Here is a 17,400-nt window from a genome sequence, read left to right on the forward strand (position 1 = left end):
ATTTTATTTATTTTTATTCTTCAACTTTTTGATGTACAAAGCTTATAAATTCTTCCATTTCTTCCTTTGCAACAAATTTTGCAGTGTACATATAATTTCCCATAGCTCCTGCAAAAATATCCGGCATTCTCTCATCCATTACAATTGCATTTCCATATTTCTGTTTAACTTCATCATGTGAATGTACATAATTTTTATTATCACGACGGCTTGCATAAACACAGTAGTTTTTTTCTATATCTTCATTTAATTGAGCCTTTTCAATTCTATCAAAAGCAATCATATCAGCCCAAATTTGATAAACATCAGTATTATTAGCGTAATTATACATATCAGGAGTATATCCGCCTGCAGGACGCATATTTGATTCCAATCCTACATAATCCCCTTTTTTACCCAAACCTTTTTTATTTTTATTTAGTCTGAAAAATTCAAGATGTATAAATCTGCTTTTTACTCCAAAGCCCTTTACAGCACGTCTTCCCGCATCCAATAATTTTTCAGGCATTTCTTTTTCTACATAATAAAATACATCCAGCCCTTTATTTACAATATCCATAACAGCAGGTTCAACTATCCCTGTTTCAAAAACAGGATTCCCATTGGAATCAATAATCGCATCGTAAGAAACTAAATCTCCATCAACGTATTCTTCCATAATATACTTTACATTTTGATTACAAGTTTCAAAAAAGTTCTTCAATTCTTTTTCATTCTTAATTTTATGAGTATCGCTTGCTCCAACCCCGTTATCAGGTTTAGCAACTACTGGATATCCAACTTTATCAATAAATTTTTTCGCTTTTGTAAGTGTTGTTACTAATGAAAAATCAGCAAATGGTATTTCAGCTTTTTTATATGCTTTTTTCATTTTTGATTTTTCTTTTATATTTGCTATTTTATCAGCTTTTATACCAGTTGTTATATTAAAATCTGAACGAAGTTTGGCATCTTGTACAAGCCAATGTTCATTATTTGACTCAAGCCAGTCAATTTTTCCGTATTTATGTGTAAAAAAAGCTACTGCCTTCAAAACTTCATCATAATTTTCAAGATTAGAAACTTTATAATATTCTGTCAAGCTATCCTTCAATTTTTGATCCAATTGATCATATTCCATATCTGCAATTCCTAATACATTTACTCCATTTTGCTTTAATCTATCACAAAATTCACAGTTAGTTTTTGGAAATTGTGGTGAAATGTAAACAAAATTCATAATATCTCATCTCCTTCTACGGTTAAAGTGTTTTATTATCACTATTTCTGTAATTCATTTTTTTAGTAATTATATATCATTATAGCATAATTTTTTGAAAAATGTAAATACCATTATTTTCATACCATCTTATCATTTTTAATTTTTTGTTAAAAACTAATACTATTTTTTTATTTTGAATTTTGAAAAATAATAAATTTATGTTATAATAATTTAAATAAAATTAAGATATGAAAATGGAGGTCATTATGGATTTTGACAACAATAAAGATGAAAACGAGTTTTTTAAAGAAGATAAGCAAAAAGAAAATTTGCAAAATGAGCATCATTTTAATAATTTAGAAAAACTTAGCGAAATTAGAAATGAAGTAACAAATAATTTTAATGAAAAGAAAGATAGTCTTAATAATTTTCAAAATTTTACTAACAATGTAACAGAGTCTATCACTTTAACACTGGACCCTTTAACAATAAAAAATATGAAATTTATTGCAACAGTATTGAAAATTTTTTCAATTTTGGGAATGATTTTTGGTGTACTTCAATTACTTATGTTCTTTGTTATAATTCCACTTGCTACTGGTGTTTTTACTATTCTAATCTCATTAAAAATCTCTAAATCAGCTAGTTTTTTGGAAGAAGCTGTCCTTGTCAATGATGAAAATAAATTAAAGTTATATTTTAATGAGCAATCCAAAGCTTTAAAATTATACATTATTTTCATAATTGTCAGTATTGTTCTTTCTGTTGTAATTTGTATTTTTATGTTTTCGCTTGCTTTAACAGGTATTTTGAATCATTCTAACTATTATTATAATTCATATTAAATCTAAAATTTCATATAACCAAAAAAATCCCTAAAAAATGAAAATAGGGATTTTTTATTATTTAATAATTTATCTTTTAATGTAAAAATATTACTTAAACACTAGAAATTACTACTGTTTTTATTTTTCTAATTACTTCATAGCCCTCATTAATCATAACTCCCCATATAAGATTAACATGCTTATCCTTTATAATATTTGAAATTCTCTCTGTTATCTGTCCAATATCAATAAGTGATACATTTTTTCCAGTAGTAAAATTTATCAAAACTTTTTTTGCATTTTCCAATTTCCCCTCAAACAGATTATTTTCCATCAGTTGTTCCATTATCTTATCAACTGCATTATCTCCCTTGCCTTCTCCAACCCGAATAATTGTATCCTTTGAATTGTGCAGAACAGCCTTTATATCTAACAAATCAATATTCATAAACCCAACTTCTGTAAGAATATTTGCAATGCTTTCAATACCTTCCTTTATAATTTCGTTGACTTTAGCATAAGCTTCTTCAAGCGGTTTTTTTCTATCTATGTGATTATATAATTTTTCGTTAGGAATTACAATCAAGCTATCTGTAATTTGCTCAATTTTCTTCATTCCCGCATTTGCAATTTTCAAAGTTTCAAATCCTTCCAGATAAAATGGACGAGCAACAATACTAATAGTAAAAATACCCAATTTTTTTGCAACTTCAAGAATAATAGGCATTATTCCACTTCCAGTAGCTCCACCAACTCCCGCAACTAAAAATAAAATATCAGTCCCCTTTAATAGTTCCCGAAATTGATTTTCACACTGGAATGCCACTCTTTCAGCCTGTTCTCTAGTACATTCCTTAACTCCAGTATCCAAAAAAATCTTTTTCTCCGCTCTACTAAAATTAGAATTCCTGCTATCCGTATCTATCGTTATATACTCAATTTTCCGCACATTTGAAATTATCATAAAATTAACAAAATTTATCCCCATCCCGCCAATTCCAATAACTTTTATACTCATTTTATCCTTCATACCAATCCCACTCTTGCAAATACAAATTATTGCAAATCTCCCTTCTATTAAAAATATTTAATTTTGAAATTAACTTTTTATTTATAGGTATATTTTAGCAGATTAGAGGGGGTATTTCAAGAATGAAATTTAATAAAATATTTTTTATTTAAAATCTAAAACCACAACTCAATTCCTGACATTTCAAAATTTATTAAATTTAAAATTCTAATATTCTATTTTATTTTTAATTATTCAAATATTTTTGCTTTTAAGATTAGACCAGGATCCTATAATATTGAAAAAATTTAAACCATAATTTAAATAAAAAAAAAGGAATACCTAAAAGATACTCCTTTTATAAATTACTTACTTCCTTTTCCACCAATCTTCTCAAAAACAATCGACTTTGTCACTACATAAAGCAAAATCGCTATTAATAACGGCAATACAATTGATGTCAATAAAATTATTCCAATAATAACTGGCGTATTTTCAACCAAGTCTTTTGAGATAACATTTATTTCTTTTGAGAAATTATCAATCTTGACTTTTGCACTGTCAATTTGTCCTGGAATGTTAAAAATGCTTTTGGATTGATCTAGTGAAAGCATCTCATCTTTCACTTTATTTAGTCTTCCTAAATCTTGATTTAGTTCAACAATTGCAGGTTCTTTATATTCTTTTTCAAAATAGCTTGATATTGTGAAATTTACAAATATCGCACTTGGTAGAACTATGTAAATATAAAGCAATATGAAAAATGAATATTTAGAAATCTTTCTAAAAATTCTTGTAACTTTATTTTTATAAATAGTATATGGAAAAATTGTAATTAATGAAATAAACGTCAAGATTGTAGCCAATTTTACCTTAAAAATTTCATAATAAATCGTTTCCAGCTTCAGTATAACAACGCTCGCAAGTGACACTTTCCATAAAATATTTATCATGTCGTAAATAGGCTGAATAATATCTCCAATCTCAATTTCCATTCCAACAATCATACTAACATTAACCGTACTACCTTCAATAATATCCGTAGTTCCTTTCAAAAGCGACAATGTTAAAAACATCTTTTTAGATTCTTCATAAGTTTTTTCCAAATATGGCATTGTTAAATTTTTAAAAAAGTTAAAAATCGTATGTTCAAAGATTTTATCCATTATTCCAAAAATACATAAAATCAGTCCAATTACAATTAATATTTTAACTAAAATATTCTTTTTGTCTAAATCCCACTTTGGAGAATCATTTTTCTGATTTTTCTCCAGATTTTTACCTTCGTTTACTGTCAAAACAGCATCATTTTTTTCTGCCAATTAATCTCACTCCTTTTTTTATTTTAATTGTTTTCAAACATTTATTGATAAACACAAACTTGTTTAATAATTTATTTTAGAAATTATAACGTTAAAATTAATTCATCAAATAATTTTAATAATTAAGATATTTAACATTACCTATATTTAATCCCACTCCAATAACTTTCTCACTACATAGGAAGCCAGCACAAGCCCAGCCGTTCCTGGTACAAATGAATTACTTCCAGGCGTAGTTTTTCTTGGAATTTTATTATTTTCCCTAAATTCTGTTGGCATTTCCTCCTTAAATAATTCTGATTTATTTGGTTGTACAGGTATTTCTTTTGAAAATGCAACTGGAACATTTGTAATCCCTTTCTTTTTCAAAATACTTCTGATAGTTCTTGCCATCGGACAAACAGATGTATTTTTTATTTTCGCAATTTCCACCATTTCAGGGTGCATCTTGTTCCCAAATCCCATTGAAGAAATAATATTTATGTTATTTTTCACACAATACTCAATCAAATTAATTTTACTTCCAATAACATCAATTGCATCCACAACAAAATCATATTTATTATTTCCCAAAACTTCATCTACATCGTCATAAACTAACCTTTTTACAAGTTCAACCTTACAATCTGGATTAATATCCAAAATTCTGTCTTTCATAACATCAATCTTAGACTTCCCAATCGTACTTCTAAGCGAATGCAGCTGTCTATTAATATTTGACTCCGAAATCTCATCAAAATCAACCATAGTAATTTGCCCAACTCCAGACCTTGCCAAAGCCTCCACGGTGTAAGATCCAACGCCACCAACTCCAAACATAATAACACGAGAATTCCTTAATTTTTCAATTCCATCTTCTCCAACCATCATAGAAAATCTGGCAAAGGTCTGATTCTTATCGTTCATTTTTTTTTCATCTCCCCTTTCAATATAGAGTTTTCTATTCTCTATCTAAAATTTCGCTCATATTATATCATAAATATTTAAAATGTAAATAGTGAGAGTATAAATTTTTATTATAAAGTTTTATTTGGTACTTTTAATTTATTTAATACTAAATCCTATTAGAAAACAGTATTGAATAAAAAGTTAAATAAATATAGTTATTGAAAAAAACATCAATTTATAATATAATACCTTTAACACAAATTAAAAGAAAGGAAAAAAGATAGCTATGTTTATAAATACTATGAAAACAGGTTTATTAATGTTTGGATTAGTTTTTCTCTTTGTAGCAATTGGTGGTGCATTAGGAAGTCAAAAGGGAGCAGTAATTGGACTTTTGATTGCTGGGGGAATGAGTTTTTATAGCTACTGGTTCAGTGATAAAATGGTTATAAAAGCATATAATGGACAAGAAGTTACTTCCCAAACTAATCCAAGATTATATCAGTTAATACAAAGGCTGGCAAATAATGCAAATCTACCAATGCCAAAAATTTACATAATTCCAGAACGTCAACCAAACGCATTTGCAACTGGGAGAAATCCTCAAAATGCTGCGGTTGCATGTACTGCGGGATTGCTTGAACTGATGGATGATAATGAGTTAGCTGGAGTTATGGCTCATGAATTGGGACATATAAAACATCGTGATATTCTAGTAAGCACAGTTGCAGCCACTTTTGCTGGAGCGATTGCCAATATTGCACGATTTTTACCTTATGTATCAAGTGGAGATAATCGAAACGGAGAACGACGAAGAAATAACGTTGGAACTGCAATGCTGCTTTCATTTTTAGCTCCAATAGCAGCTTCAATAATTCAAATGTCTATCTCACGAAAACGGGAATATATGGCAGACAGGGCTGGAGCAGAATATTCAGGAAATCCTTTATATTTACGTAACGCATTACAAAAATTAGAAAGTTATAGCCATAATATCGCAATGAACAGACAAGATCCCGCAACAGCGCACATGTTTATTGTAAATCCATTTTCAGGATTGGGAAATTTTAATTTAAAAAGCCTATTTAGTACACATCCGTCTACTGATGATAGAATTAGAGAACTAGAAAAAATGGCAAGAGAGCAACATTTGTTGTAATTTTAAATTTTAATTTTATTAAAATATTTCTTTTTTGTTTTTGTTGAGAATTTATTTTAAATATGATAAAATGTATAAAATCTATGAAATATGGAGAATTGATATGATTAACACATTTGCATTTTTAACACTGTTATTACTTTTTGTAAGAATTTATTCATTTGTGTCACTTTTATTTTTAAGTGGTAAACAAGTACAATTTGCAGAAAGAATAACTGTACTGATACTATTATTTGAAGTTCTGATTATATTTTTATATACTTTTTTTGCTTCATTTAGATATTTATTACCGCCAGTTTTAATGCTGTTAAAAACTCCAAAATTTTTAATTTTTAATAACTTTTCGGTGGTGTTTTTATGTTATTCACTTTTAAATCTGGTATTAAGTTTTACATTTGGAAGCCAAAGTATCTTTAAATTTATAAATAGGTTTTTTGTTGGAATAATTTTATTAACAAATATTATTTATGGATTTTTATTAATAGTTTAAATTTTAAGTAACTAAAAAGTGTACTAAATAGAAATTATCTAAACAGTACACTTTTTTCTTTTTTAAAATTTTTATTTCCATAAATATTATACAATTCATTAAAAATTAATTAAATTTGAATAATAAATATAATTTATGTAACTATCCTTCTTGTTTTTCAAGAATCATATTTACTTCCTCAAGAATCATGTCTGGATTTAATCCGTGAACAGCAATTCCTTCTCCCAATGTTTCAGCACTTGAAATAATACACCCAACACATCCAAGTCCATATCTCATAAGCACTTGTGCTATAATTGGATATTTTTCAACTGCTTCCATAATATTCATATCTTTTGTCACTTTTTCTGCCATAATTTTCCTCCATTAATTATCATTTTATAATGTAAGTATATCAAATTAAATTATACTAGTCAACTTTAAATACCAAATATTTTTCAATTCAAAATTAAATAACTTTATGTAAAGTTGCTTTAATAGTTTTAAATAAAAAAGATTGAATCAAAACAAATTTAATAATTATTTTTAATAAATAACAATTAATTTATCCAATTCAATCTAAATCTATTTTAATTTACCTTATATTATTTTGCAGCTTCATATTTTTTAGATACTTCATCCCAGTTTATAACATTGAAAAATGCTGAAATATAATCTGGTCGTCTATTTTGATAATTTAAATAATATGCATGTTCCCATACATCTATTCCTAAAATTGGAGTCCCTTGTGAACATCCGCAAGGTGTTACTCCTGGCATTAATGGATTATCTTGGTTTGCAGTTGAAGTAACTTTTAATTTCCCATCTTTATTTACAACAAGCCAAGCCCATCCTGAACCAAATCTAGTTGCTGCAGCTTTTGCAAATTCTTCTTTAAATGCATCAAAGCTTCCGAATGTTTCGTTTATTTTCTCAGCTAATTCTCCTGTAGGCTCTCCACCTGCGTTAGGACCCATTATTTCAAAATATAAGTTATGGTTGTAAAAACCTCCACCATTGTTTCTAACAGCTCCACGAATTTGTTCTGGTAATACTTCCAAATTTGCCAAAATTTCTTCTATTGGTTTTTCTAAAAATTGTGGTGCATTGTTTTTTAATGCATCATTCAAGTTGTTCGTATAAGCTGCGTGGTGTTTTCCATAATGGATTTCCATAGTTTTTGCATCAATATTTGGTTCTAATGCATCAAAATTATAAGATAATTCTATCTGTTTAAACATTTTTTATCACTCCTAAATTAAATTGTATTATATTTTATCATATTATTTTTATAAAATCAATAAAAATTTATATTTTTTATGAATTTGTTCTTATTACAATTATGAATTAATTAATTAATTAATTAATTAATTAATTAATTAAAATATTCACTATTGCTTGTAAAAAATTATATTATTCTTTTATAATATATCCGACACTTCTTACAGTTTTTATTATTTTTTGATCAAATCCTTTATCTATTTTAGATCTCAAAAAATTAACATACACATCTACAATATTACTTTCTGAAACAAAATCTATATCCCAAATTTTTTCAGAAATCATAGTTCTTGTAAGTACTCTATTTTTATTTCTTAAAAAATATTCAAGCAATAAGAATTCTTTATTTGTCAATTCTATTTCTTTTCCATCACGTTTAACTTCTCTATTTGCAGGATTTAATGTCAAATCATAAGCTGTCAAAATTCCCATTTCATCTTCAGTTAAACGTTTGTTTAAGATTCTTACTATTGCTCTGAATTTAGCAGAAAGTTCTTCCAGTCTAAAGTCATTATATATGTAGTCATCGATTCCTTTTAATAATGCCTCTGTCTTAGCATATCTATCGTCTTGTTCAATTGCCATTAAGATATAGCTTTGCCTTTTATATCTTATTATTCTTTCTATTGCTAGTGGAAAATCTTCGATTGAGCTGATGTCTAAAAAAGAAATGTCAAGAGATTCTGTTTTTAATGCGTCTAGCATTTGTTCTTCGTTTTCTGCCAATATTACATTAAAACTTAATTCTTTTAATAACTGACCTACTACCATTCTAGTTTTTTCATTTTTATTAAATACTAATACTTTCATTTTTTTGTTGTATAATAAATATATTAATGTCTATAATACATTTAAAATACTTCTCCTTTCACATTTATTTACTTTCACTTTTGCTTTCTAAATTTTCAATTACTTTAGTAATTATGTCATTCATCCGTCTTGATGCTACAGAATCATTTGAAATAAATGGTAACCCGTTATCACTAGATTCTACAATATTTTCATCTAATGGTATTGAGCCTAGAAAGTCAGTTTTTTTCTCCTGGGCCATATTTTTGGCACCGTCTTTTTTAAAAATATTCACTTCCTTTTGACAGTCAGGGCAAATAAAACCACTCATATTTTCGATTATACCAAGCAGATTTAGATTTATCAGTTTAGCAAAATTTATTGCTCTTGTAGAATCCAGTATAGAAACTTTCTGTGGTGTTGTAACAATGATCGCTTTTGAATCTGTTCCTATATTTTGTGCAATACCTAACGTTTCATCACCTGTTCCTGGCGGTAAATCAACTATTAAAAAATCAATTTCTCCCCAGCGAATTCCTTCCAGCATTTCCATTATTGCTGTAATTTTTTGCGGACCTTTCCAGACAACTGGTGAATTATCTGGAACAAAAAAACTTAATGATGATATATGTAAATTTTTTGTTATTTCCAATGGTTCAGAAATCTTTGAAAGTTTCACACCTTCTTTTCCAAACATAATCGGAACATTAGGACCGTGCAAATCAGCATCAAGAATACCAACCTTATATCCTCGTAATGATAATCCATAAGCTAAATTAACAGATGTAGTTGTTTTCCCAACTCCACCTTTTCCACTCATCACTACAATTTTATGCTTAATTTTGGACATATTGGAATCAATTCTTTGTTTTCGTTCAGCTAAAGCTGGATTAGTCTGCATTCATTCCTCCTTACTCTAAAAATATTTTAATTTTATTTAACTTCCCTACTTTAATTAAAACATAAACTTAGAAAAATTACAAGCTATTTTTTACATTTTTTTGAAAAAAAATTAATTTATTTATTAATATAAATAAATTATAAATAAAAATTTTTTTTATTAAAAAATAAACTGGACTAATTGCTATCTTTTTTATATAATATATTAAAACTACTTTTAAAATATAAAGATTTTCAACTATATTTTTTTAACTATATAAGTTTTTAAATTCTATTTTCAAGTAGTTTTATCACAAGTTTAATTAAGAAAGGAAATTTTATATGAATATTTATTTAAAATCAAATCTGAAAAGATTATTATTATTTTTAATATTAACTTTTGCCCTCATATGTAAAACAAAACCAGAAGAGAAATATCTTTGGTATTCACCAAGAGAAGTTATTTCAAATGCAGATAAATTAGAGCCAGGGGATATTCTTATTTTATCCAAAAGACCGACTTTACGTTCAATGTGGGGACACGCTGCAATTCTTAACGAAAATAAAAAAATAGTAGAATTTCCATCCTATTCTGCTGGTTATAGCGAAAGCCCATTATATGCGTGGCAAAACATTAATAGAAAAGTGGCTATTTTTAGATTAAAAGGAATTGATAAAAAATTTAAAACAGCTCTATTTAAAGAAATTGATGATACAATAACAAAGCCTTATGGATTAACGTTTCACAAAAATTTTGACAAAAGATTATATTGTTCACAATTTGTTTATCTTGTATTTAAAAAGGCTGGTGAAAAAGTTGGACGTGAAATAAATCTTGATTCCAATGGTGGCGGATGGGTTATGCCCTTTGATATAATGGATTCTCCATTATTAGAAAATATTTCTCTTTATTAATAATTCTTATTTTAAAAAGCTCTCGAATGAGAGCTTTTTCTATTTATTTTAATTATAGTAAAACTACCTTAAAACTGAACCCAAAATCTATGTCTATTTACTCATACCCTAAATTTCTATAATTTTTAATAGTTATATTTAAAAATAGCGTAGAGTATATTTTAATAAATCTAAATTTAAAAATTAGAAATTTCTTCTAACTTTGTCAAATCATACGGCGTACCTTGATAAACATGATGGTTTACCCAGTTGGAAAACAATAAATTTGCATGAGCCCGCCACACAAAAAGTGGCTCTTTATTTACATCATCATTTGGATAATAATTAAACGGAATTTTTATATCTTTCCCCAATTTAACATCCCGCTCATATTCCTTAGCAAGTGTCATTCTATCGTATTCCAAATGTCCCATAATAAAAATATTTCTCTTATCCTGAGTACGAACTATACTAACCCCTGCCTCTTTAGAATTTGCAATAATTTCAAGATCCGATATTTTCTCTATATCTTCTGCAAGTACTTCTGTATGTCTTGACTGTGGCATATTAAACACTTCATCAAACCCACGCAGTAACATAGTATGGCAAATATCAATTTTTAATGGGTAAATTCCAAAAAGTTTTTCTTTTAATGGATATTTTTTTATTCCATAATGATAATAAAGAGCTGCCTGTGCTCCCCAGCAGATACACATCGTTGAGTAAACGTGAGTTTTGCTCCATTCCATTACTTCTGCTAATTCTTTCCAGTATATAACCTCTTCAAAAGATAGGTTTTCCACTGGTGCTCCTGTTATAATTAAACCATCAAAATAATCATTCTTTATATCATTAAAAGTCTTATAAAAATTAGACATATGTTCTTCCGAAACATTTTTTGACATATATGAAGTCATTTTTAAGAAAGTAATTTCCATTTGAAGCGGAGTATTACTAAGTAATCTTAGTAATTGAGTTTCTGTTTCAATTTTTGTAGGCATTAAATTTATTATTATAAATTTTAAAGGACGAATATCTTGCGACAATGCCCTATTTTCATCCATTACAAAGATGTTCTCCTTTGCTAAAATATCTACAGCCGGTAAGTTATTTGGTATTTTTATAGGCACTGCATATTCTCCTTTCTGTTATTTTATCTAAAAATTGAGTTATAAAATGCTTATTAATACATAGAAATATGCATAGGAATTATAATCAGAAGTAATAATACTAAATTCATCATTACCATTACTAATGTAAAGATGTTTCTCTTAGATTGTCTTTTATTGTCATCTGTTTCATTATTATTTATTTTAACTAATATGAAATATGAACAAACCATTAATCCTGCTTTTAAATAAGTGTATATTACTATCAAAACCGAAAAAAATAATGCAGTAATAATAAAATGATCCAAAAAATAAGAATCAACTATACTTCTAATAATAACATATAATAAAGTTATAAATTCTGGTAACCATGAAAATATTAACCATCTAATTGTTTCCGATTGGTTTAAGCTTTTTTTCTTCATTAATTAAAGTCTCCTTTCGCAAAATTAATTAACTTTCCCTAAGTGCCAATGGCATTGTGAAGTATAGGGATTTATCATTATCCTCATCTCTTACAATTACTGAACTCTTGTTATTTAGTAATTCCAGCACAGTTACTTTTCCTTCAATTGTAGAAATATAATCAAGTAAAAATCTTACATTCAATGAAATTTTCAAATCTGCACCTTCTTGAATTGTAACAATTTCTTCTTTTATTTGTGCATTTTCACTAGTTCCAGTAAGTAACAGCTTGTTATTAGCAAAATTAAATATACCACCATTTTTAGCTTCTTTGTTATCTCTGACAAATATAGCTGTTCTCCTTAGTACAGATAAGAAATCTTTTGTATTTAACAATATTTTTTTATTATGCTGTGAATTATTTAAAATTGACTTATAATCTGGAAATTGTAAATCAATTGTACGAGTTAAAATTTCTACATTCGAAAATTGAAAGAATACTTTTGAACCGTCTGACTTTACAGTAATATTTTCTTCATCAATAAGTTTCATAATTTTTATTAATCCGTCAATTGTCTTTAATGGGATACTTAGACTAAGATTTTCTTTTCCTTGTTGAGTTTCATCCAAATCCTCTTCAATATATGTCAATCTGTATGTATCAGATGAAACAAGTTTTAATTTATCTTCTTCGATTTCCAGTCTGATACAGTTCACAGCTAGATTTTCTGGATTTGGGGAAGCTGAAATTTTTACATTTTCAATATTATTTAATAATTTTTCCTTTTCAAAAACATATTCCACTCCATTTTCCAATTTTGACTGAACTGGAAAATTACTAGCATCATATAATGAAAACTCTGTATTTGTTGAACTTGCCTGAATTACTAATTTCCCATTTTCCTCAATCAATGTAATTTTTTCATCAGAAATTTGTTTTAAAAATTCTTCAATTAATTTGTGTTTTATAACAATTTTTCCTTCATCTTCAACTTGTGCCGATATTTCTGTATTTATAGACAGCTCCAAGTCTGTTCCTCGTAAAATTGCCTTTCCTTCGTTTGTTTCAATATAAATTCCAGAAAGGACTTCTCTTATTTTGTTTTCAGTTACTGCATTTTCCACTATAGTTATAGCTTTTAATAACGACTTTCTATCTACAATTATATGTAACATATATTCACCTCTCCTTTACAATATATCTTTATATTCTTCCAAATGTTCTTTTAATTTTGTTATTGCCTTTTTTTCTATCTGTCTGACTCTTTCACGAGTAATTCCCATCTGCTCACCGATTTCCTTTAATGTATGGATTTTATTGTCATACAGTCCGTAACGATATTCGAGAATCGCTCTTTCACGTTCATTCAGAACTCTTTCAAGCAAGTCTTTCATTTCAATTAGCTGATCTTCTTTTATTATTTTATCTTCCACATCATCATTTTTTCCAATGATGTCTTCCAAATAAATATTATCTCCAATTGTTTCATTCAAAGACATTATATCCTGAAATTCTCCTAAAAGTAAAATAACTTTACTTTCTTTCAGATCAACTTCCTTTGCAATATACTCTGTTGATGGAGCTTCCCCATGAATGGCAGTATAATCTTTTATAACTTTATTCACTTTTGACAATTGTTCGTATTTATAAGAAGGTATTCTTATATCACGTCCTATATTAATGATGGCTTTTTTTATTGACTGCTTTATCCACCATACTGCATACGTACTAAACCTATGTCCTTTTTCATAATCAAATTTATTTATAGCTTTTATTAATCCAATATTACCCTCACTGATCAAATCAATCAAAGGAAGCCCGTTTCCAAGAGACTTTTTAGCTGTACTTATTACCAATCTTAAATTTGATAAAATCAATAACTGCCTTGCCTGCTCATCATCATCTTCCCTAATCCGTTTTAACAGTTCATATTCTTCCTCCTTTGAGAGTAGATCAAATTTTTGAATATCACTTAAATATAACGACATCAAGTTTAAGTTGTTATCTTCCATTACCTCACTCCAATTTTATTTTTTATATAATTTCTTAACTTATTTTTAGCTTAAAAATTCTGACTTTAAATCTCTGCTCATAAATGTAGATTCCAGTTCTGAAACTGGTTTTCCATTGTAGATCACTTCATAAAGTGCTGTAAAAATAGGTGCTTTCAGATTATTTTCCTTTATAATTTTATAAAGGGCCTTTATTGTTTCTGCACCTTCTGACACCATATTCATATGTGAAACTATATCTTCGATTTTTTCACCTTGTCCCAGCTTTTCCCCCACAAATCTATTTCTGCTATGTTTACTCGTACAAGTTACAATAATATCTCCAAGCCCTGATAATCCCATAAATGTTTTAGGATTGGCATTGTAATATTTTGCGATTTCAAACATTTCGTTAATTCCTCGAGTTATAAGAGCAGCCTTTGTATTATCTCCATAACCCATTCCATCGGCAATTCCCGCCGCAATTGCAAGACAATTCTTTAATGCTCCCGCAAGCTCAGCTCCCATCAAGTCTGTTCCTGTATAAACTCTGAAATAAAGATTACTAAATGTAGTTTGCACTGTTCTGGCAGCTTCTTCATTTTCAGATACGGAAAGTATGGCAGATGGTAATTTTTGAGCAACTTCTTCAGCGTGTGTAGGTCCTGCCAGCAGAACATAATTATATGACTTGTTTCCAAGCTCTTCAGCCACTATTTCAGAAATTCTCTTTTTAGTAGCAATTTCTAGCCCTTTTGCAACATTTACCAATATTATATTATAATTTAAAAAATTTTTCAATCTTTTTAAAATTGCTCTTAAAAATTGTGTAGGAGTCGCTAATAAAAGAATATCAACTTTACCATATTTTTCAGAATTTTCAAGCACTTCCCCATAATTATCCACAACATTAAGATTATCAGGTAATTTTATATTGGGTAAAAATTGTGGATTTTCCTTTGTATCACGAATTACTTTTCTCACTTCTTCGTTATGCTCCCATAAATAGACTTTATGTCCATTTTCTACTAATAATTTTGAAAGACAAGTGCCCCAGCTTCCGCCACCAATAACCAATATATTTTTCATCATCATCCCTTACTTTCCTATTCTTTATTCTTTAAACTGAATTTAGATTCTGTTCCATTTTTTAATCTTTCAATATTGCTTCTATGTTTTACTACAATCAAGATTGCTATTAAAATTCCTAAAATAACATATATCGTTTGCTGATACAAAAAATATATAAAAATTGGAAGTGATATAGCCGCCAAAACCGAAGATAACGAAACATATCTTGAAACGGCAAAAACTACAAAAAATACAATTGCCGCAAACAATATAGCCTTTGGAACTAAAATTAAAAATACTCCAAGTGTCGTTGCAACAGCCTTTCCCCCTTTAAAATTCATAAACATAGAAAATACATGACCTAAAATTGCACAGATTCCAACTAATACATAATCCAAATTTGAAATTTTTGTCAAATTCTCAAAAAAATCAGCTTTTAGCAAAATTGCCATTAATGTCGGAACTAATCCTTTAGAAACATCTAAAATTAATGTCAAAATACCTAATTTTGCACCTAAAACCCGAGCCGCATTTGTAGAGCCAGTATTTCTGCTTCCATGCTCACGAATATCTATCCCTTTAAAAACTTTTCCTATCCAAAGTGCATTTGGCACACTTCCCAAAACATAGGAAATAACCATTAATAAAATTGTAATCATTTTTATTCCTCTTTTATTTAATAAATTTATCTTTTTTGATTTTTTGGTTCATCTATCTCTTCATTATACTCCAACAAGTTATTTTCACTTTCAATCATTTTATCAAAAAACCTTTTTTCCTTATACAAAAATCCTAAAAGTATTATGAAAAAAAGTAAATCAGTAAACGGTTGTGCAAGCCATACTCCATCCAGTTTCCAAATATTTGAAAAAGTTATCATAACTATTAGAAATATAACAACTTGCCGTAATAGATTTAATATAACCGAATATTTTGAACGTCCCGTTGCTTGAAAATAATTTGGCACAGTTATTCCAAAAGATGAAATTATTACAAGCGAAAAATATACTCTAATTGCTTTTACACCTTCTCTTAGAGCTTCAGGCGTACTTTTTTCGTTAAAAAATAAAATCAGTTCTTTTGGTAAAAGCATTACAATTATCCAAAATGTAAAAGATAAAGCAACTCCAGCATTTATAGCAGTCATCAAAGATTTTTTAACTCTCCTAAAATTTCTCGCACCATAATTAAATCCAATTATAGGCTGAACAGCTTGAGAAACAGCATAGACACTCATTGTCATAATTGGTAAATATGAATTTATAATTGTCATAACTGCTACGCCATAAGTTCCGCCATAAGTATCTACAATTTTATTTGTTACAAGTCCTACTCCTGAACTTGCAGCTTGTAACAAAAATGGTGACATTCCTATTGAAAAAATATCCTTTATTATTTTTGAATCTAATTTCATTTTTGAAAATTTTATTGTAATAATACTTTCTTCTTCCAGCTTAAATCCAAACATATCAATTTTAAATGGTAATTTCCCGGCAATCAGAAACCAAAGTACAAATATCGCAGATAACACATTTCCAATTAATGTTGCATAAGCAGTTCCTTCAATTCCAGTATGCATAATCATTACAGCCACATAATCCAAAGCAATATTTACAACTGCACCAATCAGCATTGAAAACATCGCAACTCGTGGTGCTCCAGCCGCATTTAACACATTTGTCAATCCAAATGAATAAAACAAAGGCAAGATTGCTAGTAATATTATTTCCAGATAAGCCCTTGCATATGGCAATGTCTCATTATTAGCACCTGAATATCGTAAAACTGTGTTAATATTCAATATTAAAAGTACATACAGCGAAAGTCCTAAAATAGTAAACAAGGTTACTGCATTTCCCAATATTTTCTTAGCTTCTCCTTTTTTTCCCTGTCCAAGCCGAATTGAAATGATAGTTCCAGCTCCAACTCCAATGAACATTGAAAAGGCGATAATTAACATAACAATATAAAAAGCAATTCCCGCACCAGCAAGTGCCTTTTCGCTAATTTTTCCAACAAAGAACCTGTCAACGATATTATATAAAACAACTGCCGCAGATCCGATAAGCGTTGGTATGAAATATTTTACAAATAATTTCAAAATA

At 28.2% G+C, this 17,400-nt stretch carries 19 protein-coding genes; 4 read left to right on the top strand and 15 right to left on the bottom strand.

Annotation, left to right across the window (positions count from 1 at the left end):
* Nucleotides 1-13: 13 nt before the first annotated feature.
* Entirely contained in the window at nt 14-1,219 is a 1,206-nt protein-coding gene (locus QU666_RS06955) for an acetyl-CoA carboxylase biotin carboxylase subunit family protein (RefSeq protein WP_021769580.1), read from the bottom strand.
* Between the two features lie 248 nt (nt 1,220-1,467).
* On the opposite strand from QU666_RS06955, the gene QU666_RS06960 reads away from it, so the two are divergent.
* Nucleotides 1,468-2,046 carry a DUF5362 family protein gene (locus tag QU666_RS06960; protein WP_051285845.1) on the top strand — a complete coding sequence of 193 codons (579 nt, stop codon included), beginning with the start codon at nt 1,468-1,470 and terminating at the stop codon, nt 2,044-2,046.
* Between the two features lie 94 nt (nt 2,047-2,140).
* On the opposite strand, the gene QU666_RS06965 is transcribed toward QU666_RS06960, so the two are convergent.
* The 3 genes from QU666_RS06965 to QU666_RS06975 form a co-directional block, all read right to left on the bottom strand.
* Nucleotides 2,141-3,058, bottom strand: coding sequence for a cell division protein FtsZ (locus QU666_RS06965; RefSeq protein WP_021769582.1), 918 nt, complete (start codon nt 3,056-3,058; stop codon nt 2,141-2,143).
* Between the two features lie 344 nt (nt 3,059-3,402).
* Nucleotides 3,403-4,359: a hypothetical protein gene (locus QU666_RS06970; RefSeq protein WP_021769583.1), complete on the bottom strand. Its 957-nt coding sequence runs from the start codon at nt 4,357-4,359 to the stop codon at nt 3,403-3,405.
* A gap of 147 nt (nt 4,360-4,506) precedes the next feature.
* Nucleotides 4,507-5,265, bottom strand: coding sequence for a ThiF family adenylyltransferase (locus QU666_RS06975; RefSeq protein ID WP_021769584.1), 759 nt, complete (start codon nt 5,263-5,265; stop codon nt 4,507-4,509).
* Between the two features lie 268 nt (nt 5,266-5,533).
* Here QU666_RS06975 and htpX point away from each other — a divergent pair, with 268 nt between their 5' ends.
* Together htpX and QU666_RS06985 are read left to right on the top strand one after the other, a co-directional pair.
* Nucleotides 5,534-6,406, top strand: coding sequence for a zinc metalloprotease HtpX (gene htpX, locus QU666_RS06980; RefSeq protein WP_036071264.1), 873 nt, complete (start codon nt 5,534-5,536; stop codon nt 6,404-6,406).
* A gap of 103 nt (nt 6,407-6,509) precedes the next feature.
* Nucleotides 6,510-6,896, top strand: a complete 387-nt coding sequence (locus QU666_RS06985; RefSeq protein ID WP_036071267.1) for a hypothetical protein — start codon at nt 6,510-6,512, stop codon at nt 6,894-6,896.
* 141 nt (nt 6,897-7,037) lie between these two features.
* Here QU666_RS06985 and QU666_RS06990 read toward each other — a convergent pair whose 3' ends face one another.
* From QU666_RS06990 to QU666_RS07005, 4 genes are all read right to left on the bottom strand, one after another.
* Nucleotides 7,038-7,250: a DUF1858 domain-containing protein gene (locus QU666_RS06990; protein WP_006804197.1), complete on the bottom strand. Its 213-nt coding sequence runs from the start codon at nt 7,248-7,250 to the stop codon at nt 7,038-7,040.
* A gap of 230 nt (nt 7,251-7,480) precedes the next feature.
* Nucleotides 7,481-8,116 carry a superoxide dismutase gene (locus QU666_RS06995; protein WP_021769587.1) on the bottom strand — a complete coding sequence of 212 codons (636 nt, stop codon included), beginning with the start codon at nt 8,114-8,116 and terminating at the stop codon, nt 7,481-7,483.
* Between the two features lie 172 nt (nt 8,117-8,288).
* Nucleotides 8,289-8,966 carry a response regulator transcription factor gene (locus QU666_RS07000; RefSeq protein ID WP_021769808.1) on the bottom strand — a complete coding sequence of 226 codons (678 nt, stop codon included), beginning with the start codon at nt 8,964-8,966 and terminating at the stop codon, nt 8,289-8,291.
* A 64-nt stretch (nt 8,967-9,030) separates the two neighbouring features.
* Nucleotides 9,031-9,846 (bottom strand): Mrp/NBP35 family ATP-binding protein, encoded by an 816-nt coding sequence (locus tag QU666_RS07005; RefSeq protein ID WP_021769807.1) that lies wholly within the window; start codon nt 9,844-9,846, stop codon nt 9,031-9,033.
* A gap of 320 nt (nt 9,847-10,166) precedes the next feature.
* Between QU666_RS07005 and QU666_RS07010 the strand changes: the two genes are divergently transcribed.
* The gene (locus tag QU666_RS07010) at nt 10,167-10,739 is read left to right on the top strand and encodes a YiiX/YebB-like N1pC/P60 family cysteine hydrolase (RefSeq protein WP_021768554.1); all 573 of its coding nucleotides are present in this window, start codon (nt 10,167-10,169) and stop codon (nt 10,737-10,739) included.
* Nucleotides 10,740-10,915: 176 nt separating this feature from the next.
* Here QU666_RS07010 and metA read toward each other — a convergent pair whose 3' ends face one another.
* The 7 genes from metA to QU666_RS07045 are packed head-to-tail and all read right to left on the bottom strand — an operon-like array spanning nt 10,916 to nt 17,396.
* Entirely contained in the window at nt 10,916-11,848 is a 933-nt protein-coding gene (metA, locus tag QU666_RS07015; protein ID WP_021768553.1) for a homoserine O-succinyltransferase, read from the bottom strand.
* Between the two features lie 53 nt (nt 11,849-11,901).
* The gene (locus QU666_RS07020) at nt 11,902-12,252 is read right to left on the bottom strand and encodes a hypothetical protein (protein ID WP_021768552.1); all 351 of its coding nucleotides are present in this window, start codon (nt 12,250-12,252) and stop codon (nt 11,902-11,904) included.
* A 28-nt stretch (nt 12,253-12,280) separates the two neighbouring features.
* Nucleotides 12,281-13,408 carry a DNA polymerase III subunit beta gene (dnaN, locus tag QU666_RS07025; protein WP_021768551.1) on the bottom strand — a complete coding sequence of 376 codons (1,128 nt, stop codon included), beginning with the start codon at nt 13,406-13,408 and terminating at the stop codon, nt 12,281-12,283.
* 15 nt (nt 13,409-13,423) lie between these two features.
* Nucleotides 13,424-14,245 carry an RNA polymerase sigma factor RpoD/SigA gene (locus QU666_RS07030; protein WP_006804206.1) on the bottom strand — a complete coding sequence of 274 codons (822 nt, stop codon included), beginning with the start codon at nt 14,243-14,245 and terminating at the stop codon, nt 13,424-13,426.
* Nucleotides 14,246-14,290: 45 nt separating this feature from the next.
* Nucleotides 14,291-15,313 carry an NAD(P)H-dependent glycerol-3-phosphate dehydrogenase gene (locus QU666_RS07035; RefSeq protein WP_036070069.1) on the bottom strand — a complete coding sequence of 341 codons (1,023 nt, stop codon included), beginning with the start codon at nt 15,311-15,313 and terminating at the stop codon, nt 14,291-14,293.
* Nucleotides 15,314-15,330: 17 nt separating this feature from the next.
* Entirely contained in the window at nt 15,331-15,954 is a 624-nt protein-coding gene (gene plsY, locus QU666_RS07040; RefSeq protein WP_021768548.1) for a glycerol-3-phosphate 1-O-acyltransferase PlsY, read from the bottom strand.
* Between the two features lie 26 nt (nt 15,955-15,980).
* Nucleotides 15,981-17,396 (bottom strand): MATE family efflux transporter, encoded by a 1,416-nt coding sequence (locus QU666_RS07045; protein WP_304984790.1) that lies wholly within the window; start codon nt 17,394-17,396, stop codon nt 15,981-15,983.
* Nucleotides 17,397-17,400 lie beyond the last annotated feature (4 nt).

It is taken from the genome of Leptotrichia sp. HMT-225 (assembly GCF_030644325.1).
Classification (GTDB): domain Bacteria; phylum Fusobacteriota; class Fusobacteriia; order Fusobacteriales; family Leptotrichiaceae; genus Leptotrichia; species Leptotrichia massiliensis.

What these genes read in the sequence shown, in the direction of transcription:
- QU666_RS07005 (WP_021769807.1), bottom strand. Translation starts at nt 9,846, where the DNA reads ATGCAGACTAATCCAGCTTTAGCTGAACGAAAACAAAGAATTGATTCC.
- QU666_RS07020 (WP_021768552.1), bottom strand. Translation starts at nt 12,252, where the DNA reads ATGAAGAAAAAAAGCTTAAACCAATCGGAAACAATTAGATGGTTAATA.
- plsY (WP_021768548.1), bottom strand. Translation starts at nt 15,954, where the DNA reads ATGATTACAATTTTATTAATGGTTATTTCCTATGTTTTGGGAAGTGTG.
- QU666_RS07010 (WP_021768554.1), top strand. Translation starts at nt 10,167, where the DNA reads ATGAATATTTATTTAAAATCAAATCTGAAAAGATTATTATTATTTTTA.
- QU666_RS06985 (WP_036071267.1), top strand. Translation starts at nt 6,510, where the DNA reads ATGATTAACACATTTGCATTTTTAACACTGTTATTACTTTTTGTAAGA.
- QU666_RS07035 (WP_036070069.1), bottom strand. Translation starts at nt 15,313, where the DNA reads ATGAAAAATATATTGGTTATTGGTGGCGGAAGCTGGGGCACTTGTCTT.
- QU666_RS07030 (WP_006804206.1), bottom strand. Translation starts at nt 14,245, where the DNA reads ATGGAAGATAACAACTTAAACTTGATGTCGTTATATTTAAGTGATATT.
- QU666_RS06955 (WP_021769580.1), bottom strand. Translation starts at nt 1,219, where the DNA reads ATGAATTTTGTTTACATTTCACCACAATTTCCAAAAACTAACTGTGAA.
- QU666_RS06990 (WP_006804197.1), bottom strand. Translation starts at nt 7,250, where the DNA reads ATGGCAGAAAAAGTGACAAAAGATATGAATATTATGGAAGCAGTTGAA.
- htpX (WP_036071264.1), top strand. Translation starts at nt 5,534, where the DNA reads ATGTTTATAAATACTATGAAAACAGGTTTATTAATGTTTGGATTAGTT.
- QU666_RS06975 (WP_021769584.1), bottom strand. Translation starts at nt 5,265, where the DNA reads ATGAACGATAAGAATCAGACCTTTGCCAGATTTTCTATGATGGTTGGA.
- dnaN (WP_021768551.1), bottom strand. Translation starts at nt 13,408, where the DNA reads ATGTTACATATAATTGTAGATAGAAAGTCGTTATTAAAAGCTATAACT.
- QU666_RS07000 (WP_021769808.1), bottom strand. Translation starts at nt 8,966, where the DNA reads ATGAAAGTATTAGTATTTAATAAAAATGAAAAAACTAGAATGGTAGTA.
- QU666_RS06995 (WP_021769587.1), bottom strand. Translation starts at nt 8,116, where the DNA reads ATGTTTAAACAGATAGAATTATCTTATAATTTTGATGCATTAGAACCA.
- QU666_RS06965 (WP_021769582.1), bottom strand. Translation starts at nt 3,058, where the DNA reads ATGAAGGATAAAATGAGTATAAAAGTTATTGGAATTGGCGGGATGGGG.
- QU666_RS06960 (WP_051285845.1), top strand. Translation starts at nt 1,468, where the DNA reads ATGGATTTTGACAACAATAAAGATGAAAACGAGTTTTTTAAAGAAGAT.